The sequence below is a fragment of the Pseudomonas fluorescens genome (assembly GCF_040448305.1).
Taxonomy (GTDB): Bacteria; Pseudomonadota; Gammaproteobacteria; order Pseudomonadales; family Pseudomonadaceae; genus Aquipseudomonas; species Aquipseudomonas fluorescens_BH.
The window spans coordinates 4956876-4980284 of sequence record NZ_CP148752.1 but is presented as its reverse complement, the minus strand read 5'-3'; the positions used below and the strand labels follow the sequence as shown (position 1 = coordinate 4980284).

The window sequence follows — 23409 nt, the reverse complement described above, 5'->3', positions numbered from 1 at the left end:
TCCGGTGTTTTCGGGGGGATCGGCGTTACTGATTGATCGACTGTAGGAGAGAATGGGTGGACGAGCAAAAAGCCCTGAGGGTGATGCGCCAATTGGTCGACGACGGCCAATTGACCGACCCGGACAGCGCCCGTGGCAAGTTGCTGCAAGTGGCGGCCCACCTGTTCCGCAATAAAGGCTATGAACGCACGACCGTGCGCGACCTGGCCGGCGCCGTGGGCATTCAGTCCGGGAGTATTTTCCATCACTTCAAGAGCAAGGACGAAATTCTGCGCGCGGTGATGGAGGAGACCATTCGCTACAACACCGCGTTGATGCGTGCGTCCATCGCCGAGGCCGGCAGTGTGCGCGAGCAGGTGCTGGCGCTGATCCGCTGTGAGTTGCAGTCGATCATGGGCGGCAGCGGCGAGGCCATGGCCGTGCTGGTCTACGAATGGCGCTCGCTGTCCGAAGAGGGCCAGGCCAAGGTCCTGGCGCTGCGGGATATCTACGAAGACATCTGGCTGCAAGTACTGGGTGAAGCCAAGACCGCCGGTTTTATCCGCGGCGATGTGTTTATCACTCGGCGCTTCCTGACCGGCGCATTGTCCTGGACCACCACCTGGTTTCGCGCCGACGGCAGCATGAGCCTCGATCAGTTGGCTGAAGAGGCGTTGATTCTGGTGCTGGAAGACCGGCAATAAGTTAGTGTTGGTCAGCATTAAACTGGCTAACTGGAAGAAACCGCCTAGCTTGAATGCATTGATGCTGTTTTATTGGGGAGTGGGGTCGTTTTGATGGGTTCGCCAATTCGATCAGCCTCGCGGCTGTTGCTGTCGATGTTTGCGGCGTCAACGATGATGCCGTCCCAGGCTGCGCAACTGGTGCGCATTGGTGCCGCGCATTTTCCGCCTTACACCGTGCGCCCGGAATCCGGGGCCGATACCGGGTTGCTGCCGCAACTGGTCGAGGCCCTGAATGCGTCGCAAACGGACTACCAGTTTATCCTGGTGCCCACTTCCATTCCCCGGCGCTTCGGTGATTTCAAGCAGGGCCGGGTCGACATGGCCATCTTCGAAAATCCCGCCTGGGGTTGGGAAGAGATCCCCCACACGGCCGTCGACATGGGGCTGGAAGACGCCGAGATTTTTGTCGCGCAACGCCTGCCTGATCGACAGCAAAGCTATTTTGCCAACCTGAACGGCAAGCGCCTGGCACTGTTCAGCGGCTATCACTACGAGTTCGCCAACTTCAATGCCGATCCCCTGTACCTCGCGAAAAACTACAACGCCACGCTGACCTATTCCCATGACAGCAATCTGCTGATGGTATTGCGCGACCGGGCCGACATTGCCCTGGTCACGCGCTCCTACCTGAGCGACTACTTCTTGCGCAATAAAAAAGTCGCCGATGAATTGCTGGTGTCCCAGCGCGTCGACCAGATCTATCACCACTACGCCATTCTGCGTCCGACCGCGCCCATCAGCGGCGAGGCCTTCAGCAAGTTGCTGCAGGGCTTGCGGGACAATGGCCAGATGTTGAAGATTTTCGATCCGTACAAAATTGCGCTTGTGCCGGTGCCTCGGTAACGGTGGCATTTTCATGAAAGCATGTGATTAACCGCTGATCGGATTTGCGCTTTAACCTGTCAAATATGACAGTAGACGTTGTTGAACGCTCCGGGCTTAGATGACTTTCCGGTGTTCCCTCTTCTGGGGGGCACATAACGAAAGGCATTTAGTCATGAGCAATCCATTGTTGGTCTCTCTGTGCTGTGTTCCCTCCCCCGTGGTGGAGCAAGCTGTCGATAATGTACTTACGCTGAAAAAACCTGATGACCCGACTGGCGTTACCGTAGAGGTGACGCATTGGCCGTTCATGGTGGTCGGTCAAAAGACGACGTTGAATGTCTGCGGTCAACAGGTCGACGGCTCGCCAGTCATGCTGCGAGTGGCCGATGCAGAACCCGTCACGGAACAAGAGTTCGAGGAGGGCTGGTGTCGAAATATTCCTTGGTCGGCTTTGCAGAATCTGAAAGACCGTAGCCATCTCGCATTTGTTTTCCAGGCTGTGCTGGACGGAAGCTGCTGCGCTGGGCCGGTGCTGTTCCCGCCATTGAGTCTTGAGGTTCGGGAACCCTTTGACGATACAACGACTTTTTCAGAAACAGATGGTACCGATAACTGGAATGGATGGATGAGAGGGGCGGCGGGGTCTGATGCATCGGATCTCATTATCGAAAGAGATGGCGACATCTATGTATTACACAACCACACCGCGACCAATAACTCTGCCGGGATTGTTTTAGAAAAATCCTTTCATGGGCTGCAAGCGGGTCGAACCTATGAATTTGGGATGACTGTGCGCAGGTGGAATAACACCTATGTCACTCCTAAACTCTCACTCCAAAGCGGGTCGCAAGTCATTGCACCAGAGAAGGTTTTTTCGATGACTGACTGGACGCCGCACTCGGGTACTTTTATCGCGGGTACTTCGCAGGTAGAGCTGCAAATCAAGAGTCACGAAGCTTCCGGAAGCGGGAATGACTATGCCTTCCGCGAAATCTGGGTCAGGTCGATCTAGCATCAGTGCAACGTCTTTTGTCTGGAGATCAGTCATTGCGAATACTCATTTAGATTCGAGGTGGTTTCGTTAAATTTCCACGACTGGCTCACGTCACTTCGTTGAACTGTCGACGATTATCGTGAGCCCGACCCATGCCCAATTTGAATGACCTGACTGCCCTGTGTCTGCCGACAGGCAGTCGTCTTGTCGCTGATGAAACCGATTGCTGCCTGAGCCTCAGCCTGGAAGGGCAACCGTTGCCCGCCCTGCGGCTGAATCGTGGCCCCGAGTTGCACGTGCAAATGGAGGAGCGTTTCAGTCGACCTGAAGGGCAGGCATTGTGGGCGGCCTGTTACTGGCTGTTCGCTCGCGACTCCGACTGCCAGCGTCTTACCTGGCAACTGCAAGATGTGCCGGACGAAGCCGTGTCCAGCGGTCTGCTGATTCCAACTCCCGTCAGCGGCCAGTATCACTGCGAGCGCACCGTGTTCTGGCAGTTGCCGCAACCGTGGCTGGGGCATTCACTGACTGGCAGCTATCCGCAGCAAATGGTCATGACCGACGGCAAGCGCCATCCACGGCGGCCGGTCAAACCCCGGGGTGAAGTGTATCGACGCTTCGATGCGCGGCTGGGTGCCCGGGTTTCCCTGCGCACGCTGGACATCGAGCAAGACCTGGCGCGCTTCAACCGCTGGCAGAACAGCCCGCGTGTCGCCAGTTTCTGGCAGGAGGAGGGCAGCCTCGAACAGCATCGCCAATACCTGAGCAAACTCGAAGCCGACCCGCATACGCTGACGCTGATCGGTTGTTTCGATGATCAGCCGTTCGCTTATTTCGAAGCCTACTGGGCCAGGGAGGATCGCATCGCCCCCTTCTACGAGGCCGGCGATTACGACCGTGGCATTCACATGCTGGTGGGCGAAGAACATCACCGTGGTCCGCACAAGGTGGCGAGCTGGTTATCGGCGCTGGTGCATTACCTGTTTCTTGATGATCCGCGCACGCAGCGCGTGGTTGCCGAGCCTCGTGCCGATAACGCGAAGATGATCGGGTACATGCAGGAGCAGCGCTTTCACTGCGAGAAAGAGTTCGACTTCCCGCACAAGCGCGCGGCCTTGATGGTGTTGGGGCGGGAGCGGTTTTTTGATCGGTGCAGACTGGCTTGATAGGTAAGGCTCAAGCTATGTATTGACCTTGAGTCCCCTATCGCGAGCAAGCTCGCTCCCACAGGGTGTGCGCCGAACCTGTGGGAGCGAGCTTGCTCGCGATAGGGGCAATGAGTTTTCAGATCTTATTGGCGAGCAGCCATATCGCCACGCTTGCCCGACACCTTGCGGCAGTGCACCAGCGCATCACGGATCATGAAGTTCACCAGGGTCGGCGAGACGCCGAGTTCCTTGGCGATGTCTTTTTGCGGTACACCGTGCAGGCGATACATCTCGAAGGCGTAGCGGGTGCGGCTCGGCAACTCGGTCAACGCATCGGCAATGTGCTCCAGCGTCGAGAAATTGATGTGCGAGGTTTCCGGTGACGCACCCTGGATCACCACATTCAGCCCTTCCTCTTCAGGGCCGGAATACTTCTGCTCCAGTGCCTGCTTGCGGTAGTGGTCGATCGCCAGGTTGCGCACGATCTGGAACAGGTAGCTGAGCTGAGCCTTGATCGAACTGGTGATGGGCGGGGCCGATTGCAACCGGAAGAATGCATCCTGCACAACATCTTCGGCACGTGAGCGGCAACCGGTAATTCGGGCTGCGATCTTCACCAGAATCAGTCGATTGTCGACGAATGCCTGAAGTAGCGGTGTATCGCACCTGCTTGTGGATACTGGTTCCATCATGGAAATCACCCTGCTGCCAAAAGGTTAGTGGGACGGCGAATGGACCGGGGGGGCCGTCCTACAGATCGAGCGACAAATTAGGCTTAATGATAATGATTGTCAAATGAGAAAAAGAACTAATGCGTCGCAACAGTGCAGAGTGAGAACTGCGACACGCTGACGCACTTCAGTGCGCTTTGCGTTCCAGCCTGGCGACTAATTATTTCCAGACGTCATCCGTTCTCATTGGTGAATTGCACAGCGCAACCCTCATCACCCCGTAGGAGCGAGCTCGCTCGCGATGGTCGTCAACGATGACGATGGGCGCCTGACACCCCGCGGCGCTCTCCGGATTTTCGCGAGCAGGCTCGCTCCTACCAAGCCGAATTCAGGCAGGAAACCTCATGATCGACGCGTTCGAACTCCCCAGCACAATGGTCCAAGCCCTTCAGCGCCGCGCGGCCCTGACGCCGGATCGGGTGGCCCTGCGCTTTCTTGCCGAGTCCCCGGATCAGGCTGTGGTGCTCAGCTATCGCGAACTGGATCTGCGGGCGCGGACGATTGCCGGCGCATTGCAGGCGCAAGCGGATGTTGGCGACCGCGTTGTGTTGCTGTTCCCCAGCGGCCCGGATTACGTCGCGGCGTTCTTCGGTTGCCTGTACGCCGGGGTGATCGCGGTGCCGGCCTACCCGCCGGAGTCGGCACGCCGTCATCACCAGGAACGCCTGCTGTCGATCATCAGCGATGCCCAGCCGCGCTTGCTGTTGACCAGCGCCGGGCTGCGCGATGGGTTGCAGCAAATCGACGGGGCGCCGCCGCTGCTGTGTGTCGATACCCTCGACGGTGCACTGGCCGAGCGCTGGGTCGCGGTGGACTTGCAGGACGATCACATTGCCTTCCTGCAATACACCTCCGGCTCCACCGCGCTGCCCAAAGGCGTGCAAGTCAGCCACGGCAATCTGGTGGCCAACGAATTGCTGATTCGCCACGGTTTCGGCATTGACCTGAACCCCGACGACGTCATCGTCAGCTGGCTGCCGCTGTACCACGACATGGGTCTGATCGGCGGCCTGTTGCAGCCGATTTTCAGCGGCGTGCCTTGCGTGTTGATGTCTCCGGCGTACTTCCTCGGCCGGCCGTTGCGCTGGCTGGAGGCAATCAGCGAATACGGCGGCACCATCAGCGGCGGGCCGGATTTTGCCTATCGCTTGTGCAGCGAGCGGGTCAGCGAGTCAGCCCTGGAACGGCTCGACCTGAGTGGCTGGCGCGTGGCGTACTCCGGTTCCGAACCGATTCGCCTCGATACCCTGGAACGCTTCGCCGGGAAGTTCGCGACCTGCGGCTTCACCGCGGACAGTTTCATGGCCTCCTATGGTCTGGCCGAAGCCACCTTGTTCGTGGCCGGCACCGCGCGCGGTAAAGGCATCGGCAACCTGCGGGTGGACGATCAGGCCCTGGCGCAGAACCGTGTCGAAGCGGGCGAGGGCAGCCCGATCATGAGTTGCGGTATCAGCCAACCGGCGCACGCGGTGCTGATCATCGACCCGGTCTCGCTCAGCGAACAGGCCGACAACGTCGTCGGCGAAGTCTGGGCCAGCGGGCCGAGCATCGCCTCAGGCTACTGGCGCAACCCCGAGGCGTCCGCCAAGACCTTCGTCCGGCACGCCGGACAGACCTGGTTGCGCACCGGTGATCTGGGCTTCCTGCGCAACGGCGAACTGTTCATCACCGGGCGCCTGAAGGACATGCTGATCGTGCGCGGGCACAACCTGTACCCGCAGGACATCGAGCAGACTGTCGAACGTGAGGTGGAAGTGGTGCGCAAAGGCCGGGTTGCCGCCTTCGCCGTTACGGTCGAGGGTCAGGAAGGTATCGGCATCGCCGCCGAAATCAGCCGCAGCGTGCAGAAAATCCTACCGCCGGAATCCTTGATCAAAGCCATTCGCCAAGCCGTCGCCGAGGTGTATCAGCAAGCGCCGAGCGTGGTGCTGCTGCTCAATCCGGGCGCGCTGCCCAAGACCTCCAGTGGCAAATTGCAGCGCTCGGCGTGTCGCAATCGCCTGGCGGACGGCAGTCTCGACACCTACGCGATGTTCCCATCGGCCGCCACCGAAAGTGCAGGCCGGATCGAGTCCGGCTCCGAGCTGCAAGGCCTGATCGGCCGGATCTGGTGTGAGCAGTTGCAAGTGGCGCAGGTGGGCACCGACGATCATTTCTTCTTGCTCGGCGGCAACTCCATCGCGGCGACGCAAGTGGTGGCGCGCCTGCGGGAAGAATTGGGTCTGGAGTTGAACCTGCGCCTGCTGTTCGAAGCCCCGACCCTCGGCGGATTCGCCGATGTCGTGGCCCGTTTGCAACAGGACGGTGGTCTGGCCCAGGGCGCGATCACGGCGCTGTCGCGCCAGCAACCGATGCCGCAATCCCTGGCACAAAACCGCCTATGGATCACCTGGCAACTCGACCCGCACAGCAGCGCCTACAATATTCCCGGCGGCTTGCGCCTGCGCGGCGAACTGGATGAGGACGCCTTGCGCGCCAGTTTCCAGCAGTTGATCGAACGCCACGAATCCCTGCGCACGCGATTCTTCGAACGTGACGGCGTGGCGCTGCAACAGGTGGATGCGGCTGCCGGGTTCAACCTGCAGTTGATCGACATCAGCGACCTGCCGGCCGCCGAGCGTGAGGTCCGGGCGCAGCAGATCCGCGAGGACGAAGCGCGGACCCGGTTCGATCTGGAGAAAGGCCCGCTGCTGTGGGTGAAGCTGGTTCGCCTCGACGACGAAGACCATCAGTTGCTGGTGACGATGCACCACATCATCGCTGACGGCTGGTCGCTGAATGTGCTGATAGACGAGTTCTCACGCCTGTATGCGGCCGCCTCCCAGGGCCAGCAAGCGCTGCTGGCGCCATTGCCGACGCAGTACGCAGACTACGGCAGCTGGCAGCGGCAATGGCTGGCGCAAGGGGAAGGCGAGCGTCAACTGGCCTACTGGAAAGACCGCTTGGGTGATGAGCATCCAACCCTGAGCCTGGCCACCGACCATCCGCGTTCGGCGCAACAACTGCACAGCGCCGCTCGCCACACTGTGCGTCTGGGCGCCCCCCTGAGCGATGCGGTTCGTCAGACCGCCCGGGCCCATGAATCGACCGCCTTCATGCTGTTGCTGGCGGCGTTCCAGACCTTGTTGCACCGCTACAGCGGCCAGTGTGATATCCGCATCGGCGTGCCCAATGCCAACCGTCCGCGCCTGGAAACCCAGGGCCTGATCGGTTTCTTCATCAATACCCTGGTGCTGCGTACCGAGGTGGACTCACGCCTGCCATTCGTTGAGCTGCTGGCGCAAACCCGTCAGGCGGCGTTGGGTGCGCAAGCGCATCAGGATCTGCCGTTCGAACAGCTGCTGGAAGCCTTCCCGCAGGCCCGCGAGCAGGGCCTGTTCCAGGTCATGTTCAACCATCAGCAACGCGACCTCGGCGCCTTGAAGCGCCTGCCGGGGCTGTTGGCCGAAGAGCTGCCGTGGCACAGCCGCGAAGCCAAGTTCGATTTGCAGTTGCACAGCGAAGAAGACCGCAACGGTCGCCTGACCTTGTCCTTCGACTACGCCAGCGAATTGTTCGAGGCCGCGACCATCGAGCGCCTGGCCGAGCATTTCAGCAACCTGCTGCGGGCTGTCTGCGAGCAAGCGGATACCGCCATCGGTGACCTGCCATTGTTGACCGCTACCGAACACCTTCAGCAATCGGACTGGGCCACTGCACCCTGCGCAATGGCCAGCCAATGGCTGCCGGAATGGCTCAACCAACAGGCCGGCCTGACACCTGAGCGCCCGGCGTTGATGTGGGAGGGCGGCCAGATGGACTTCGCCGAACTGCACATCCGGGCCAACCGTCTGGCCCATTACCTGCGCGACAAAGGCGTTGGCCCGGACGTCTGCGTGGCCATCGCCTGCGAGCGTTCACCGCAACTGCTGATCGGCCTGCTGGCGATCATCAAGGCCGGTGGCGCCTACGTGCCGCTGGACCCGGATTACCCCGCCGAGCGCCTGGCCTACATGCTCAGCGACAGCGGTGTTGAATTGCTGCTGACGCAAACCCGATTGCTCGAGCGCCTGCCGGCCAGCGAGGGTGTCAGCGTGATCGCCATGGACACCCTGCACCTGGACAGCTGGCCAAGCCATGCGCCGGGGCTGCACCTGCACGGCGACAACCTCGCCTATGTGATTTACACCTCCGGTTCCACCGGCCAACCCAAAGGCGTCGGCAACACCCACGCCGCGCTGGCCGAGCGCCTGCAATGGATGCAGGACACTTATCGCCTGAACGAAACCGATGTGCTGATGCAAAAGGCGCCTATCAGTTTCGACGTGTCGGTGTGGGAGTGTTTCTGGCCGCTGATCACTGGCGCACGCCTGTTGATCGCCGGTCCCGGCGAACACCGCGATCCGCATCGCATCGCGCAACTGGTGCAAGCGTACGGCGTGACCACATTGCACTTCGTGCCGCCGCTGCTTTCGCTGTTCATCGAAGAACCGCTCAGCGCTGAATGCACCAGCCTGCGCCGGGTATTCTCCGGGGGCGAAGCCTTGCCGGCGGAGCTGCGCAACCGGGTGCTGGCGCAACTGCCGGCGGTGCAACTGCACAACCGCTACGGGCCGACCGAAACCGCGATCAACGTCACCCACTGGCATTGCTCCAGCGCCGATGGCGAACGCTCGCCGATTGGCCGGCCGCTGGGCAACGTGATCTGCCGTGTACTCGACAGCGATCTCAACCCGGTACCGGCCGGCGTGCCGGGTGAGTTGTGCATCAGCGGCGTTGGCCTGGCCCGTGGTTATCTCGGTCGCCCGGCGTTGACCGCCGAACGATTTGTGGTCGATCCATTGGGCGAGCCGGGCGCGCGCCTGTATCGCACCGGCGACCGGGCACGCTGGACGGCGGACGGCGTGATCGAATACCTCGGTCGTCTCGATCAGCAGGTCAAGTTGCGCGGGTTCCGCGTTGAACCGGAGGAAATCCAGGCGCGGCTGCTGGCCCAGGACGGCGTTGCGCAAGCCGTGGTGCTGGTGCGCGACACCGTGGCCGGGGCGCAGTTGATCGGTTACTACACCGCAGCGAGCAATGCCGGGGACGAAGCCGAGCAAACCGCGCGCCTGAAAAGCGCATTGGCCGCCGAACTACCGGAATACATGGTGCCGGCGCAACTGATGCGCCTGGACGAAATGCCCCTCGGCCCGAGCGGCAAACTCGACCGTCGCGCCTTGCCGGAACCGCAGTGGCAGGTGCGCGAACACGTCGAGCCAGAGACTGAACTGGAGCAACAGATTGCCGGCATCTGGCGCGAAGTGCTGGGCCTGGCGCAAGTCGGTTTGCGCGATGATTTCTTTGCCCTCGGCGGCCACTCGCTGCTGGCCACGCAAATCATCTCCCGCACCCGCCAGGCCTGCGACGTCGAGTTGCCGCTGCGGGCGCTGTTCGAACACAGCGAGCTTGGTGCGTTTGCCGAACAGGTTCGCCTGATCCAGGCCAGCGGCAGCACCAATAAACAGCCGCCAATTGAAAAAGTCGACCGCAGCCAGCTGGTGCCGCTGTCCTATTCCCAGCAGCGCATGTGGTTCCTCTGGCAGATGGAGCCGGACAGCCCGGCCTACAATGTCGGCGGCATGGCACGGCTGCGCGGCGTGCTCGACGTGGCGCGTTTCGAAGCGGCGCTGCAAGCCCTGATCCTGCGTCACGAAACCCTGCGCACCACGTTCCCGAGCATCGACGGCGTCGCCCGCCAACAGGTGCACACGCAAACCGGCGTGCGCATGGCGTGGAAGGATTTCACCGCGCTGGATGCCGAGGTCCGCGAGTGGCAGGTGCAGCAACTGGCCGACGACGAAGCGCACCAGCCGTTCGATCTGGAGACCGGACCTTTGCTGCGCGCCTGTCTGGTCAAGACTGCCGAACAGGAACACTACTTCGTCCTGACCCTGCATCACATCGTCACCGAAGGCTGGGCGATGGACATTTTTGCCCGGGAGCTCAGCGCGCTGTACGAAGCGTTCGTCGATGATCGAGAATCGCCGTTGGCGCCGTTGCCGGTGCAGTACCTGGATTACAGCGTGTGGCAGCGTCAGTGGCTGGAGTCCGGCGAGCGTCAGCGCCAGCTCGATTACTGGACCACGCAACTGGGCCGCGAACATCCGCTGCTGGAGTTGCCGGCCGACCGTCCGCGTCCGCCGGTGCAAAGCCATCAGGGTGAGTTGTATCGCTTTGACCTCAGTGATGAGCTCGCGGCAAAGGTCCGCGCCTTCAACGCGCAAAACGGCCTGACCCTGTTCATGACCATGACCGCCGCCCTGGCTACGCTGCTGTACCGCTACAGCGGCCAGACCGATCTGCGCATCGGTGCGCCGGTGGCCAACCGCATTCGTCCGGAAAGCGAAGGGCTGATCGGTGCGTTCCTCAATACGCAAGTGCTGCGCTGCCAGCTCGACGGGCAGATGTCCGTGGGCGAGTTGTTCGAACAGGTGCGCCACACGGTGATCGAAGGCCAGTCCCATCAGGACCTGCCGTTCGATCATCTGGTGGAAGCCCTGCAGCCGCCCCGCAGCGCGGCCTACAACCCGTTGTTCCAGGTGATGTGCAACGTGCAGCGCTGGGAGTTCCAGCAAAGCCGCAGCCTGGCCGGCATGACGGTCGAGTACCTGGCCAACGATGCCCGCGCGACCAAGTTCGACCTAAACCTGGAGGTCACCGACCTCGACCATCGCCTGGGTTGCTGCCTGACCTACAGCACCGATCTGTTCGACGAACCGCGCATTGCGCGCATGGCCGGGCATTGGCGCAATCTGCTGGAGGCGCTGATTGCCGATCCGCAGCAGCGCTTGAGCGAGCTACCGCTGCTGGCGTGCGGCGAACAACAAGATCTTCTTGACAGCCTTGGCGTCGAGCCGGGCGAACATCGGCTGGATCAGTGCATCCATCACCTGTTCGCCGAGCAAGCCTTGACGCGCCAAGACGCTCCAGCCCTGACCTTTGCCGGGCAGACTTTGAGCTACACCGAACTCGACAGCCGCGCCAACCGCCTGGCCTGGATGCTGCGTGAGCGCGGTGTCGGGCCGCAGGTTCGTGTTGGCCTGGCACTGGAGCGTTCGCTGGAAATGGTCGTCGGCCTACTGGCGATCCTCAAGGCCGGCGGCGCCTATGTGCCGCTGGATCCGGAATACCCGCTGGACCGCTTGCATTACATGATCGAAGACAGCGGCATCGGTTTGCTGCTCAGCGATGTGGCGATGTTCAAGGCCCTGGGCGAGTTGCCGGCGACCGTCGGCCGCTGGTGTCTTGAAGAAGACACCGCCGCACTGGCCAGCTACCCGACTTCCGAGCTGCCGTTGATCAGCCTGCCGCAGCATCAGGCATACCTGATCTACACCTCGGGCTCGACCGGCAAACCGAAAGGCGTGGTGGTGTCCCACGGCGAAATCGCCATGCACTGCCGCGCTGTGATCGAGCGCTTTGGCATGCGCCCGGACGATTGCGAACTGCACTTCTATTCGATCAACTTCGACGCCGCCACAGAGCGTTTGCTGGTGCCGTTGCTCAGCGGTGCGCAAGTGGTGCTGCGGGCTCAGGGGCAGTGGGACGCAGAAGAAATCTGTGGCCTGATCCGTCGTCATCACATCAACGTCCTTGGCTTCACCCCGAGCTACGGCAGCCAGTTGGCGCAATGGCTGGCAACGCAAAATGAAACCCTGCCGGTGCGCATGATCATCACCGGCGGCGAAGCTTTGACCGGTGAACACCTGGCGCGCATTCGCGCAGCCTTCAAGCCGAGCCAGTTCTTCAACGCCTACGGCCCGACCGAAACAGTGGTCATGCCGCTGGCCAGTCTTGCCCCTGAAGGACTGGAAGAGGGCGCCGGTAGCGTACCGATCGGCAGCGTGATCGGCGACCGCGTGGCCTACATTCTCGACGCCGACCTGGCGTTGGTGCCGCAAGGCGCGACGGGCGAGTTGTACGTCGGTGGCGCGGGTCTGGCCCAGGGTTATCACCAGCGTCCGGGCATGACCGCGGAGCGCTTTGTCGCCGATCCGTTTGCCGCCAGCGGCGGGCGCATCTACCGCACCGGCGACCTTGTGCGCCAGCGCGCCGACGGCCTGGTGGAGTACCTCGGTCGCATCGACCATCAAGTGAAGATTCGCGGCTTCCGCATCGAGTTGGGCGAGATCGAAACCCGTTTGCTTGAGCATGCGTCGATTCGTGAAGCTGTGGTGCTGGCGCTCGATGCACCGAGTGGCAAGCAACTGGTCGGCTATCTGGTGACTGACGTCGCCGAACACAACGAAGCACAGCAATCGGTCTTGCGCGAAGCCCTCAAAGCGCATCTGAAATCGCAACTGCCAGACTACATGGTACCCACGCACTTGATCCTTCTGGCCAGCATGCCGCTGACCGCCAACGGCAAGCTCGACCGCCGCGCACTGCCGGCACCGGACCCTGAGCTGAATCGCCAACACTACGTGGCGCCCGGCAACGAGCTGGAAATCACCCTCGCGCAGATCTGGTGCGAAGTGCTGAACGTCGCTCAGGTTGGCCTCAACGACAACTTCTTCGAGTTGGGCGGCGACTCGATCCTGTCGATCCAGGTGGTCAGCCGGGCGCGGCAGCAGGGCATTCACTTCAGCCCTCGCGATCTGTTCCAGCACCAGACCGTGCAGACCCTTGCCGCCGTGGCCACTCGCAGCGAGCAGGTCAGCGCCGAGCAAGGCTTGATCATGGGTGAGTCGCGTCTGACGCCGATCCAGCACTGGTTCTTCGACACCGACATCCCGCAACGCCAGCACTGGAACCAGGCGTTGTTGCTGCAACCGACTGTCGCCCTGGAACCCCATCGCCTGGAGCAAGTGCTGCTGGCGGTGATCGAACAGCACGACGCCTTGCGCCTGCGGTTCAGCAAGGTCGTCGGCCAATGGCAGGCCACACACCAGTCGATTTCCGATGCGCCGGTGTTGTGGCAGGTGCGCGTTTCGTCCATGGACAAATGCGCGGCCTTGTTCGCTGATGCCCAGCGCAGCCTCGACCTTGAAGAAGGGCCGTTGTTGCGTGTGTTGCTGGTCGATGGTCCCGACGGTCAGCAACGGCTGTTCATCGCGACTCACCATTTGGTGGTCGACGGCGTTTCATGGCGCGTGCTGCTGGACGATCTGCAAACCGTGTATCGCCAACTGGACGCGCAGCAGTCGATGAAACTGCCGGCGAAAACCAGCGCCTTCAAGGACTGGGCCGCTCGCTTGCAGGCCTACGCCGACAGCGAGTCCTTGCGCGAAGAACTGGACTTGTGGCAGGCACACCTGGCCGGCCCCACTGCCGATCTGCCCTGCGATCATCCCGAGGGCGGGCGGCAGAACCGGCATGCGCAAACCGTCAGCGTGCGCCTCGACAGCGAGCGTACCAGGCAGTTGCTGCAACAGGCACCGAGTGCTTATCGCACCCAGGTCAACGACTTGCTGCTGACCGCATTGGCCCGCGTGCTGTGCCGCTGGAGCGGTCAGCCATCGGCGCTGATTCAACTGGAAGGCCACGGCCGCGAAGCGCTGTTCGACGACATCGACCTGACCCGCACCGTCGGCTGGTTCACCAGCGCCTATCCCCTGCGCCTGACCCCGTCGAACATCGAAGAAGCCGCCGGGCAGGGCGCGTCGATCAAGGCGATCAAGGAGCAACTGCGTGCCGTGCCGCACAAAGGCCTGGGCTATGGCGTGCTGCGTTATCTCGCCGATGACCAGAGTCGCCAGCGCATGGCCGGGTTGCCGGTGGCGCCGATCACCTTCAACTACCTCGGGCAGTTCGACCAGAGCTTCGGGGCGGACGCGCTGTTCCATCCACTGGATGAAGCCATCGGCGCGGCCCACGATGGCAATGCCCCGCTGCCCAACGAGCTGAGCGTCGACGGTCAGGTGTATGGCGGTGAACTGGTGCTGCGCTGGACTTTCAGCGCCGAACGCTTCGATGGGCAAACCATCAACGAGTTGGCCGATGCCTACCTCGGTGAGTTGAGCAGCCTGATCGAGCATTGCCTGCGCGACGACGCGGGCGGCCTGACGCCGTCGGACTTCCCGCTGGCGAATCTCAGCCAGACGCAACTGGATGCGCTGCCGGTCCCGGCCGCCGTCATCGAAGACGTCTACCCGTTGACCCCAATGCAGGAAGGCATGCTCTTGCACACCTTGCTGGAGCCGGGCACTGGCCTGTACTACATGCAGGACCGCTACCGCATCAACAGCGAACTCGACCCGCAGCGTTTCGCCCAGGCCTGGCAAGCGGTGATCGCCCGCCACGAAGCGTTGCGCGCGTCGTTTTGCTGGAACGTCGGCGAAGACATGCTGCAAGTGATCCACAAACCGGGCAGCACGCCGATCGAATACCTCGACTGGAGCAATCTCGCCGAAGCCGAGCAAGAGCCGAAGCTGCAAACCCTGCTCAAGACCGAACGCGAGGCCGGGTTCGATCTGCTCAACCAGGCACCCTTCCACTTGCGTTTGATCCGTGTGGGCGCGGCGCGCTACTGGTTCATGATGAGCAACCACCACATCCTCATCGACGCCTGGTGCCGTTCGCTGTTGATGAATGATTTCTTCGAGATCTACAGCGCCCTCGGTGAAGACCGGGAAGCGCAGCTTGGGCTTGTGACACGTTATCGCGACTACATCGGCTGGCTGCAACACCAAAGCCTGGCCGAAGCGCGGCAGTGGTGGAAAACCAACCTGCAGGGGTTCGAACGGACCACGCCGATCCCGAGCGACCGGCCATTGCTGCGCGAACATGCCGGCGACAGCGGCGGCATGATCGTCGGCGACCGTTATACAAGGCTCGATGCCCGTGACGGTGCGCAATTGCGCGAGCTGGCCCAGGCCCATCAGTTGACCATCAATACCTTCGCCCAGGCGGCGTGGGCGCTGGTGCTGCGGCGCTTGAGCGGTGATCGCGACGTGCTGTTCGGCGTCACCGTGGCAGGGCGTCCGGTGGACATGCCGCAGATGCAGCGCACCGTCGGCCTGTTCATCAACAGCATCGCGCTGCGGGTGAAGATGCCCGAGGACGGCCAGCGTTGCAGCGTGCGCCAGTGGCTCAGCGGTCTGCTCGACCACAACATGCAACTGCGTGAATATGAATACCTGCCGCTGGTGAACATCCAGGAGCAAAGCGAACTGCCCAAGGGCCAGCCGCTGTTCGACAGCCTGTTCGTGTTCGAAAACGCCCCGGTGGAAGTCTCGGTGCTGGACCGTGCGCAGAGCCTCAACGCGACCTCGGATTCGGGCCGGACCCATACCAACTTCCCGCTCACGGCTGTGTGCTATCCGGGGGATGATCTTGGCTTGCACCTGTCCTACGACCAGCGCTACTTCGATGAGGCCACGGTCGAGCGCATGCTCGCTGAGTTCAAGCGTCTGCTGCTGGCATTGGTGGAGGGTTTCCATGGCGACATGGCCGACCTGCCGTTGCTGGGGGCCGAGGAACAGGACTTCCTCATCCATGGTTGCAACCAGAGCGAACACCAGTATCCGCTGGAGCAGAGCTACGTTGCATTGTTTGAAACCCAGGTTGCCCGGCACCCGCAGCGGATTGCCGCCAGTTGTCTGGACCGGCAGTACAGCTATCTGGAGCTGAACCAGCGCAGTAACCGCCTCGGTCATGCGTTGATCGCCGCCGGTGTCGGGCGCGATCAACCGGTGGCCTTGCTGGCCGAACGCAGCCTCGAATTGCTGGGCATGATCATCGGCAGCTTCAAGGCGGGGGCGGGTTACCTGCCGCTGGACCCGGGTTTGCCGAGTCAGCGTCTGAACCGGATCATCGATTTGAGCCGCACGCCATTGCTGGTGTGCACGCAAGCGTGCCGTGAGCAGGCGCAGGCCTTGCTCGACGAGTCCGGCTGCGCCAGCCGGCCACGGCTGCTGGTCTGGGAGGAAGTCCAGGACCTTGCGCTGTCGGCGGACAATCCTGGTGTCTACAGCGGACCGGACAACCTCGCCTACGTGATCTATACCTCCGGCTCCACCGGTTTGCCCAAAGGCGTGATGGTCGAACAGCGCGGCATGCTCAACAACCAGCTGAGCAAGGTGCCGTACCTGAACCTGAGCGACGCCGACGTGATCGCGCAAACCGCTTCGCAAAGCTTCGATATTTCGGTCTGGCAGTTCCTCGCCGCGCCATTGTTCGGCGCCCGGGTGGACATCGTGCCGAACACCATCGCCCACGACCCGCAGGGCTTGCTGGCCCATGTGCAGGGCCAGGGCATCACCGTGCTGGAAAGCGTGCCGTCGCTGATCCAGGGCATGCTCGCCCAGGAGCGCATGAGCCTCGACGGCTTGCGCTGGATGTTGCCGACGGGTGAGGCGATGCCGCCGGAGCTGGCGCATCAATGGTTGCTGCGCTATCCGCAGATCGGCCTGGTGAATGCCTACGGTCCGGCGGAGTGCTCGGATGACGTGGCGTTCTTCCGCGTAGATATGGCGTCGACTCGCGGCAGCTACCTGCCGATCGGCACGCCGACCGACAACAACCGGTTGTACCTGCTCGACGGAGCGCTGGAGTTGGTGCCGTTGGGCGCGGTGGGTGAACTGTGCGTGGCGGGGACCGGGGTCGGCCGTGGCTATGTCAGCGATCCGCTACGCACCGCCCCGGTGTTTGTGCCGAACCCGTTCGGCGCACCGGGTGAGCGCCTGTATCGCACCGGCGACCTGGCCCGCCGTCGCAGTGACGGTGTGCTGGAATACGTCGGTCGCATCGACCATCAGGTGAAAATTCGCGGTTATCGCATCGAATTGGGCGAAATCGAGGCTCGCCTGCATGAACAACCGGAAGTCCGCGATGCGGCGGTCGGTGTACAGGAGGGGGCGAACGGCAAGCACCTGGTCGGCTATCTGGTGGCGGTCGACTCAGTGCTCAATCCGGCTGAACGCCTGGAGCGCATCAAGCAACGCCTGCGTGCCGAGTTGCCGGAATACATGGTGCCGCTGCACTGGCTGTGGCTGGACAAGCTGCCGCTTAACGCCAACGGCAAACTGGACCGCAAGGCCCTGCCGGCGCTGGAGATCGGGCAACTGCAAAGCCAGGATTACCAGGCGCCGCGCAATGAGCTGGAGCAGACCCTGGCAGACATTTGGGCCGAGGTGTTGAAGGTCGAGAAAGTGGGCGTTCGCGACAACTTCTTCGAGTTGGGCGGGCATTCGCTGCTGGCCACGCAAATCGCCTCGCGGGTGCAGAAAACCCTGCAACGGGATGTGCCGTTGCGGGCGATGTTCGAGTGCAGCACGGTGGAGGAATTGGCCGAGTACATCGACGGGTTGGTGGCCAGCGAGATCACCGAGGAGAAAGTGGATCGCTTGAATGATTTGATGGCGGAGCTGGAGGGGCTTTGATTCTCTAGAGGCTGGACCGGCCTCTTCGCGAGCAGGCTCGCTCCCACAGTGGGTGGTGGTGAACACATCATTTGTGATCAGCATAAATCCCTGTGGGAGCGGCGGTGCGGCGATCCGACTTGCCCGCTAAGGCGCTGGCACAAACTTACACACTCCAGCGATTGACGAGGGACTGCCTGCCGCTCAGTCTTCCGGCTCCATTTTTACTCGCGGAGACAGTCGATGCCCTTCGTAACGATAGACGGACAAGCCCTTCACTACATCGATCAAGGCACCGGCCCGGCGGTGCTGCTGGCCGGCAGCTATCTGTGGGACCAGGCCATGTGGGCGCCGCAGATTGCCGCATTGTCGCAACAGTATCGTGTGATAGCCCTGGACCTGTGGGGGCACGGCCAATCCGGGGCATTGCCTGTCGGTACGACGTCGCTGGATGACCTGTCGCGTCAGGCATTGGCCTTGCTCGACCAACTGGACATCGAGCGGGTCACGCTGGTCGGGTTGTCAGTTGGTGGCATGTGGGGCGCGCGCCTGGCCTTATCGGCAGCGCACCGGCTCAATGGCCTGGTGTTGATGGACACCTACGTCGGCGCCGAACCGGAACCGACTCGCCAGTATTACTTTTCACTGTTGAAGCAGATCGAAGAGGCGGGCGTCATCACGCCAGCGCTGCTGGATGTCGTGGTGCCGATTTTCTTCCGGCCGGGCATTGATCCGCAGTCGGCGCTCTACCGGGATTTTCGCGCTTCCCTGGAGGCTCTACCCGCGGATCGCCTGCGTGAAAGCATCGTGCCGATGGGGCGGATTACGTTTGGGCGCGATGATCTGTTGCCACGACTGGGCGAACTGGACGCAGCGACCACACTGGTGATGTGCGGCGATCAGGACAAACCTCGACCACCGGGTGAAGCCCGTGAAATGGCTGAGCTGATTGGCTGCCCCTGGGTACTGGTGCCGCAGGCGGGGCATATTTCCAATCTGGAGAATCCTGGGTTTGTGACTGAAACCTTGCTGGCGTTTTTGACGGAGCAAAACTCGCGAAACGCTTGAATGCAAAATCATCAACAGCCTCGCTTTTACACTGATTCTGCGGTTTGCAGGGTTGTTGTAAAAGCGGGCCGATTTGGGCTGATATACCTGATACTCAAGATCTCGCTGTCCAACACCATTGGGTGTCACTCACATCGATACCCAATGCGCTTAACTTTTCTGCTACGTATCTCAGGCAAGATCCTCCATCAGGCTTATAGTGGCCGGACGCATCGTTGATGTGAACGATCACATTTTTAATTGGGGTGGAATTTGTCTTCGATTCAACTTTGAATTCGCCCGCGCAAATAACGGGGCGACCGCTGCCAAGTTGACTGTGTCGTATGTAATTCTGAGTGTCTGCATGTTTCCAGCGCCGATAAATTATTGATCCTTCCGGTGTATACACCCAAGTATAACTATCATTGTCTGCATTGGGGTGCAGGATCTCGGTTTCTCGTGTTTTCAAAAGCTCGCCAACCAGTTTCCCGTCTATCATTCCGATTAGTTGGCCCACACCTTCAATTTTCGACGGATCGTAAGTGCGCCAGGATTTCAGATCGGCGATGTAGGGCAGCCATCTGACCGGATAGGTCTGGGCATTCAGATCGATAGGACGTTTATCAGTGTTTGACCATGCAGACCATTTGATCTGTCCGGCCCAGACCTGATGCAGGTGTGTTGAGTGATTCCCGAGCCATTGGTGGATTTTTCTGAAGGATGAATTACTGAAAATGCCATTTGCGGTCAGCGTCACGCTTCCTGGTTCCCAATCATCATTGTCCAGCGGATGATCTGTCGGAATTTGATAAATTCCCACATGGCTTATTTCGCTGATGTGTATGCTTGGTTTTCCAAATAATCTCAAAATATCAACTTCGATGGTGGTGTTGGATCCGGCTCTCGGGGCCTGTTTCAGTAGTTGCATGTTGGCTGTGTGGCCCATGCTTATGTAAATGCTGTCGTCGGTGCCGGCCCAGTAATCGTTGTCGATGGTTATCGATACGGTGAGTTCGGCAACCATCGCGCTTGGTTCAAAGCTCTTGGTGAATTCGCTGACCATTTTATTCGTCCTTGAGTTGTATCGAAGGTCTATCCATTGCCAAGATAAGACTATCTGATGACTCTAATGGTCAGCCAAGTGTTTTAAGTGTTGTTGTATTGCCTTTTGTTAGTCCGGGATGTATGTCGGATTGTTATTTAGGCCCGAGAATCTTCGCCAGTTTGTCCGGTGACGGCGCGCCTTGCTGCTGTTGCAGATTGCCCTTGTCGTCCATGTAGAAAATCGCCGGCGTAGCCTGCAGCTCAAGCTCTTCCATCAATTGCATGTTGGCCGCGAACTTTGCCTGAATCGCTGGCGGCACTTCCTTCAAGGCCTTGAGCGAACTGTCCTTGCCAGCGGCTTCGTGATCCTGCAGGGCTTTTTCCGGGTCTTTGGCCGCGAGCAGTGCAGCGGATTTGCCCGGGCTGTCTTCGCGGATGATGCCCACCATGATGTGGCGCAACTGCACCTTGCCGGCTTTGACCCACGGCCGGGCCTGTTCCCAGAACATGTTGCAGTACGGGCAGTTCGGGTCGCTGAACAGGTACACCACGCGCGGCGCATCCTTCTTGCCGTCGCCGATCCAGTTGCTGGTTTCGAACTTGGCCCAGACTTCCTTGGCCATCGGGGCATACACCAGTTTCTGCAATGGCGCGCTGCTCAGGTCATTGCCTTCGGCGTCATACAGGTTGCCCAGCAACACGTGTTTGCCATCCGGGGTCAGGTACAGCGCCATGCCTCGGTTCTGGTATTGCGCGGCATAACCGCGCAAGCCGTCGGGGGCGTCGAACTGGCCGACGATTTTCGCGCCCTTGGCCTCGATTTTCTTGATCGCATCGGGCAACTCTTCGGCCTGCACCGATGGCAGGTGCAACAGGGCAGCACCGAGGCTCAGGGTCAGCAGGTGGCGGAGGCGGGGCATGGCAATTTCCTTGAAGAGGTGGCGGGTACGGTGTCGAAGTTTTCCAGCGCGCGGGCCAGGCTGGCTTCAGACAACTCGCCCAGATGGCTGCCCAGCAGGCGACCTTCGGGGTTGTAGAACAGCGTAGTCGGCAATGCCATGGAACCGACGGCCTGGCTCAGACGCCCGCTGCCGTCGAACAGCACGTTGGACAGGCTCAGGCCCTGGGTTTCCAGAAAGGTCGCGACGCTTTGCATACTTTCCGCCTGATTGACGAACAGGAACGTCAGGTCCGGCCGTTGTTGCTGGGCGTTTTCCAGCACCGGCATTTCCCGGCGGCACGGCGGGCACCAGGTGGCCCAGAGATTGATCACTAACGGGCCGCCCTTGTAGTCGGCCAGTTGCACGGTTTCGCCGGCGGCGTTGCGCAGGGTGATTTCCGGCAAGCGTGTGCCTTGTTCATAAATCGACAGGGAGAACGTCGCCAACAGCCAGAACGCCAGGCCACTGGCTACGCCAAAGCCCAATGGACGGCGCAGACCCGGGCGACGCCAGCCGCGATACAGCGTGGCGAGCAAAACCACGACCACCCCCGGCCAGGCGAGAAAACCGCCATCGCGCAGGTCGATGACCTGCCACGGATCATTGCGATAGTGCACCCAATAGACCGCCACGAAACTGATTCTGGCCGCCAGCATGCCCAGTAGAAACAGGCTGAACAGTACCGACTCGGGGTTGTCACCGCCACGCTTGGCCACCCGCCAGCCGACAAAAGTGGCCAGCGCCAGCGCACTGATCAACAGCAGGTGATTAAGCGCGATGGCGAAGGTGCCGAGGGTGAAGGTCAGCATTAACGGGCGTCTCGGGTGTCGGTCCAGCGTTGCAGGAAAGTATCGGCATCGACCTCGCCGGTGATGCGCTGGCTGCGCCGCTCTTCACCGTCCGCGCCAATCCACAGCAGGCTCGGTGGCCCTGGCACTTTGTAACGGCCGAGCAGTTCGCGGCTGGCGGCATTGTCGGCGGTGACGTCCAGTCGGAGCAAGCGCACATCGCTCAAGGCTTCGAGGACACGGGTTTTGCCGAAGACCTGTTTTTCCATGACCTTGCACGACACGCACCAGTCGGCGTAGTAGTCCAGCAGCACCCACTGGCCCTGAGCCTGCGCGGCGTCGAGTTCCCATTGCAGTGCCTGCGGATCCTTGATGGTGGTGAAGGCATCGTGGCCAACCGGCACGGCGGCCACAGCCTGGTTCGAGGTGCGGTAGACCTGCAATGGCTTGAACGGATCATCGCCGCCACCGGCCGCACCGATCACCAACAGGCCACCCCACAAACCGAGCAACAGCGAACTGGCGCCAAACAGGTGCGCGATACGGCCAAAACCTTCCGACTGTTTCCAGGCGCTGTAGGCCGCGATCAACAGCAGCGCACCGCACAAGCCCACCCACAGGGATTCATCCAGCACCGGGCGCAGCATCAACAATGCGGTGGCGAGGAACAAGAAGCCGAAAATGCCTTTGACCAGATTCATCCAGGCGCCAGGCTTGGGCATGAAGCGATTGCCGACGGTCACCAGCAACAGCAGCGGCACACCGATGCCGATACTCATGGCGAACAGAATCAAGCCGCCATGCACCGCGTTACCGCTTTGCGCGATGTAGAGCAGGGCGCCGGCCAGCGGTGCAGTCATGCACGGGCCCACCAGAAGACCGGACAGCGCCCCCAACACCCCGGCGCCGAGAAGGTTGCCGCCGCGTTGATTGCGCGAGACGTTTTCCAGGCGATCACGCACGGCCACCGGCAGTTGCAGTTCGAAAAAGCCGAACATCGGCAGCGCCAGCAGCACGAAAATCGCCGCGAAACTGCCCAGCAGCCAGGGGTTCTGCAACCAGGCTTGCAGGTTCGCCCCGAGGGAGGCGGCCAGGACACCCATCGCCGCATACACCAGCGCCATGCTGACCACGTAACTGCTGGCCAGGGCGAATCCACGTTTGGGCGTGGCGCCGCTGCCGACGATCAACCCGGCCAGAATCGGCAGCATCGGCAATGAACAAGGCGTGAAGGCCAGCAACAGGCCCAGGCCGAAGAACAACAAAAGGCTCCAGCCCAGCGCCCGTTGTTGCAGGCCGCTGGCCAGCGCCTGGTCCGGTGCTTCAGTGGCCGCATTCAGCGCAATGGTATTGCCCAGGTCCACGGCCCTGGTTTGCGGCGGATAACACAAACCGGCATCGGCACAGCCCTGGTAACTGACCTTGACCTGACCGCTCGCGCCAGCCGGAATTTTCAGTTCAAGGCCCTGGCGGTAGACTTGCTGTTCACCGAAAAACTCGTCGCTGTGGGCTTCGCCTTCCGGCAACGCGGGATGCTGCCCGACAGGCAATCCGTCGAACTTCAAGCGTTTCTGGTACAGGTAATAGCCGTCGGTGATCTGCCAATAGAGCTGGGTTTCACCGGATTCCAGGCGTTCAGAGGTAAACGTGAAGGCTTTATCAACCGGGAGAAATTCAGGTTTGGTGTCGAACGGATTGGTTCCCGCCTGGGCCAGGCCCGCGATCAAGAGAGTAAAAAGTAAAAACAGACGACGCATGGATAAGCCTTTGCCCTGTGCTAATGAGGTGCACAGTGGCGGGTGGCGATTAACCGATGATTAACCGCCCCGGCCTTGTGGCGGTGG

Annotated in this window: 11 protein-coding genes and 1 pseudogene; 7 read left to right on the top strand and 5 right to left on the bottom strand. The window is 61.3% G+C overall.

Annotation, left to right across the window (positions count from 1 at the left end; genetic code table 11):
* The first annotated feature begins 56 nt into the window (after window positions 1-56).
* The 4 genes from WHX55_RS22455 to WHX55_RS22440 all read left to right on the top strand — a co-directional run bounded on the left by WHX55_RS22455 (window position 57) and on the right by WHX55_RS22440 (window position 3710).
* Window positions 57-683, top strand: a complete 627-nt coding sequence (locus tag WHX55_RS22455) for a TetR/AcrR family transcriptional regulator (RefSeq protein ID WP_150726337.1) — start codon at window positions 57-59, stop codon at window positions 681-683.
* Window positions 684-776: 93 nt separating this feature from the next.
* Window positions 777-1568: a transporter substrate-binding domain-containing protein gene (locus WHX55_RS22450; protein ID WP_353741349.1), complete on the top strand. Its 792-nt coding sequence runs from the start codon at window positions 777-779 to the stop codon at window positions 1566-1568.
* A 154-nt stretch (window positions 1569-1722) separates the two neighbouring features.
* Window positions 1723-2562: a sugar-binding protein gene (locus WHX55_RS22445; protein ID WP_151215071.1), complete on the top strand. Its 840-nt coding sequence runs from the start codon at window positions 1723-1725 to the stop codon at window positions 2560-2562.
* A 134-nt stretch (window positions 2563-2696) separates the two neighbouring features.
* Window positions 2697-3710, top strand: a complete 1014-nt coding sequence (locus WHX55_RS22440) for a GNAT family N-acetyltransferase (protein WP_353741348.1) — start codon at window positions 2697-2699, stop codon at window positions 3708-3710.
* Window positions 3711-3835: 125 nt separating this feature from the next.
* Here the strand turns inward: WHX55_RS22440 and WHX55_RS22435 are convergent, their stop codons facing one another.
* A complete protein-coding gene (locus tag WHX55_RS22435) occupies window positions 3836-4384 on the bottom strand; it encodes an RNA polymerase factor sigma-70 (protein ID WP_046040580.1) in 549 nt (182 codons plus the stop codon).
* A gap of 232 nt (window positions 4385-4616) precedes the next feature.
* On the opposite strand from WHX55_RS22435, the pseudogene WHX55_RS22430 reads away from it, so the two are divergent.
* The 3 genes and pseudogenes from WHX55_RS22430 to WHX55_RS22420 form a co-directional block, all read left to right on the top strand.
* Window positions 4617-4742 (top strand): annotated as a pseudogene (locus tag WHX55_RS22430) (outer membrane lipoprotein carrier protein LolA); the annotation flags it as partial.
* Between the two features lie 25 nt (window positions 4743-4767).
* Entirely contained in the window at window positions 4768-17766 is a 12999-nt protein-coding gene (locus WHX55_RS22425; protein ID WP_353741347.1) for a non-ribosomal peptide synthetase, read from the top strand.
* A gap of 222 nt (window positions 17767-17988) precedes the next feature.
* Window positions 17989-18813: an alpha/beta fold hydrolase gene (locus tag WHX55_RS22420; protein ID WP_353741346.1), complete on the top strand. Its 825-nt coding sequence runs from the start codon at window positions 17989-17991 to the stop codon at window positions 18811-18813.
* A gap of 94 nt (window positions 18814-18907) precedes the next feature.
* Here WHX55_RS22420 and WHX55_RS22415 read toward each other — a convergent pair whose 3' ends face one another.
* From WHX55_RS22415 to dsbD, 4 genes are all read right to left on the bottom strand, one after another.
* Window positions 18908-19855: a hypothetical protein gene (locus tag WHX55_RS22415; RefSeq protein WP_353741345.1), complete on the bottom strand. Its 948-nt coding sequence runs from the start codon at window positions 19853-19855 to the stop codon at window positions 18908-18910.
* A gap of 133 nt (window positions 19856-19988) precedes the next feature.
* On the bottom strand, window positions 19989-20756 hold the full coding sequence (gene dsbG, locus WHX55_RS22410) for a thiol:disulfide interchange protein DsbG (protein WP_046040574.1): 768 nt from the start codon (window positions 20754-20756) through the stop codon (window positions 19989-19991).
* Entirely contained in the window at window positions 20732-21586 is an 855-nt protein-coding gene (locus WHX55_RS22405; protein ID WP_150755975.1) for a TlpA disulfide reductase family protein, read from the bottom strand. Before WHX55_RS22405 ends, dsbG begins: the two co-directional genes overlap by 25 nt.
* Complete coding sequence (gene dsbD, locus WHX55_RS22400) at window positions 21586-23322, bottom strand: protein-disulfide reductase DsbD (RefSeq protein ID WP_353741344.1); 1737 nt, start codon at window positions 23320-23322, stop codon at window positions 21586-21588. Before dsbD ends, WHX55_RS22405 begins: the two co-directional genes overlap by 1 nt.
* Window positions 23323-23409 lie beyond the last annotated feature (87 nt).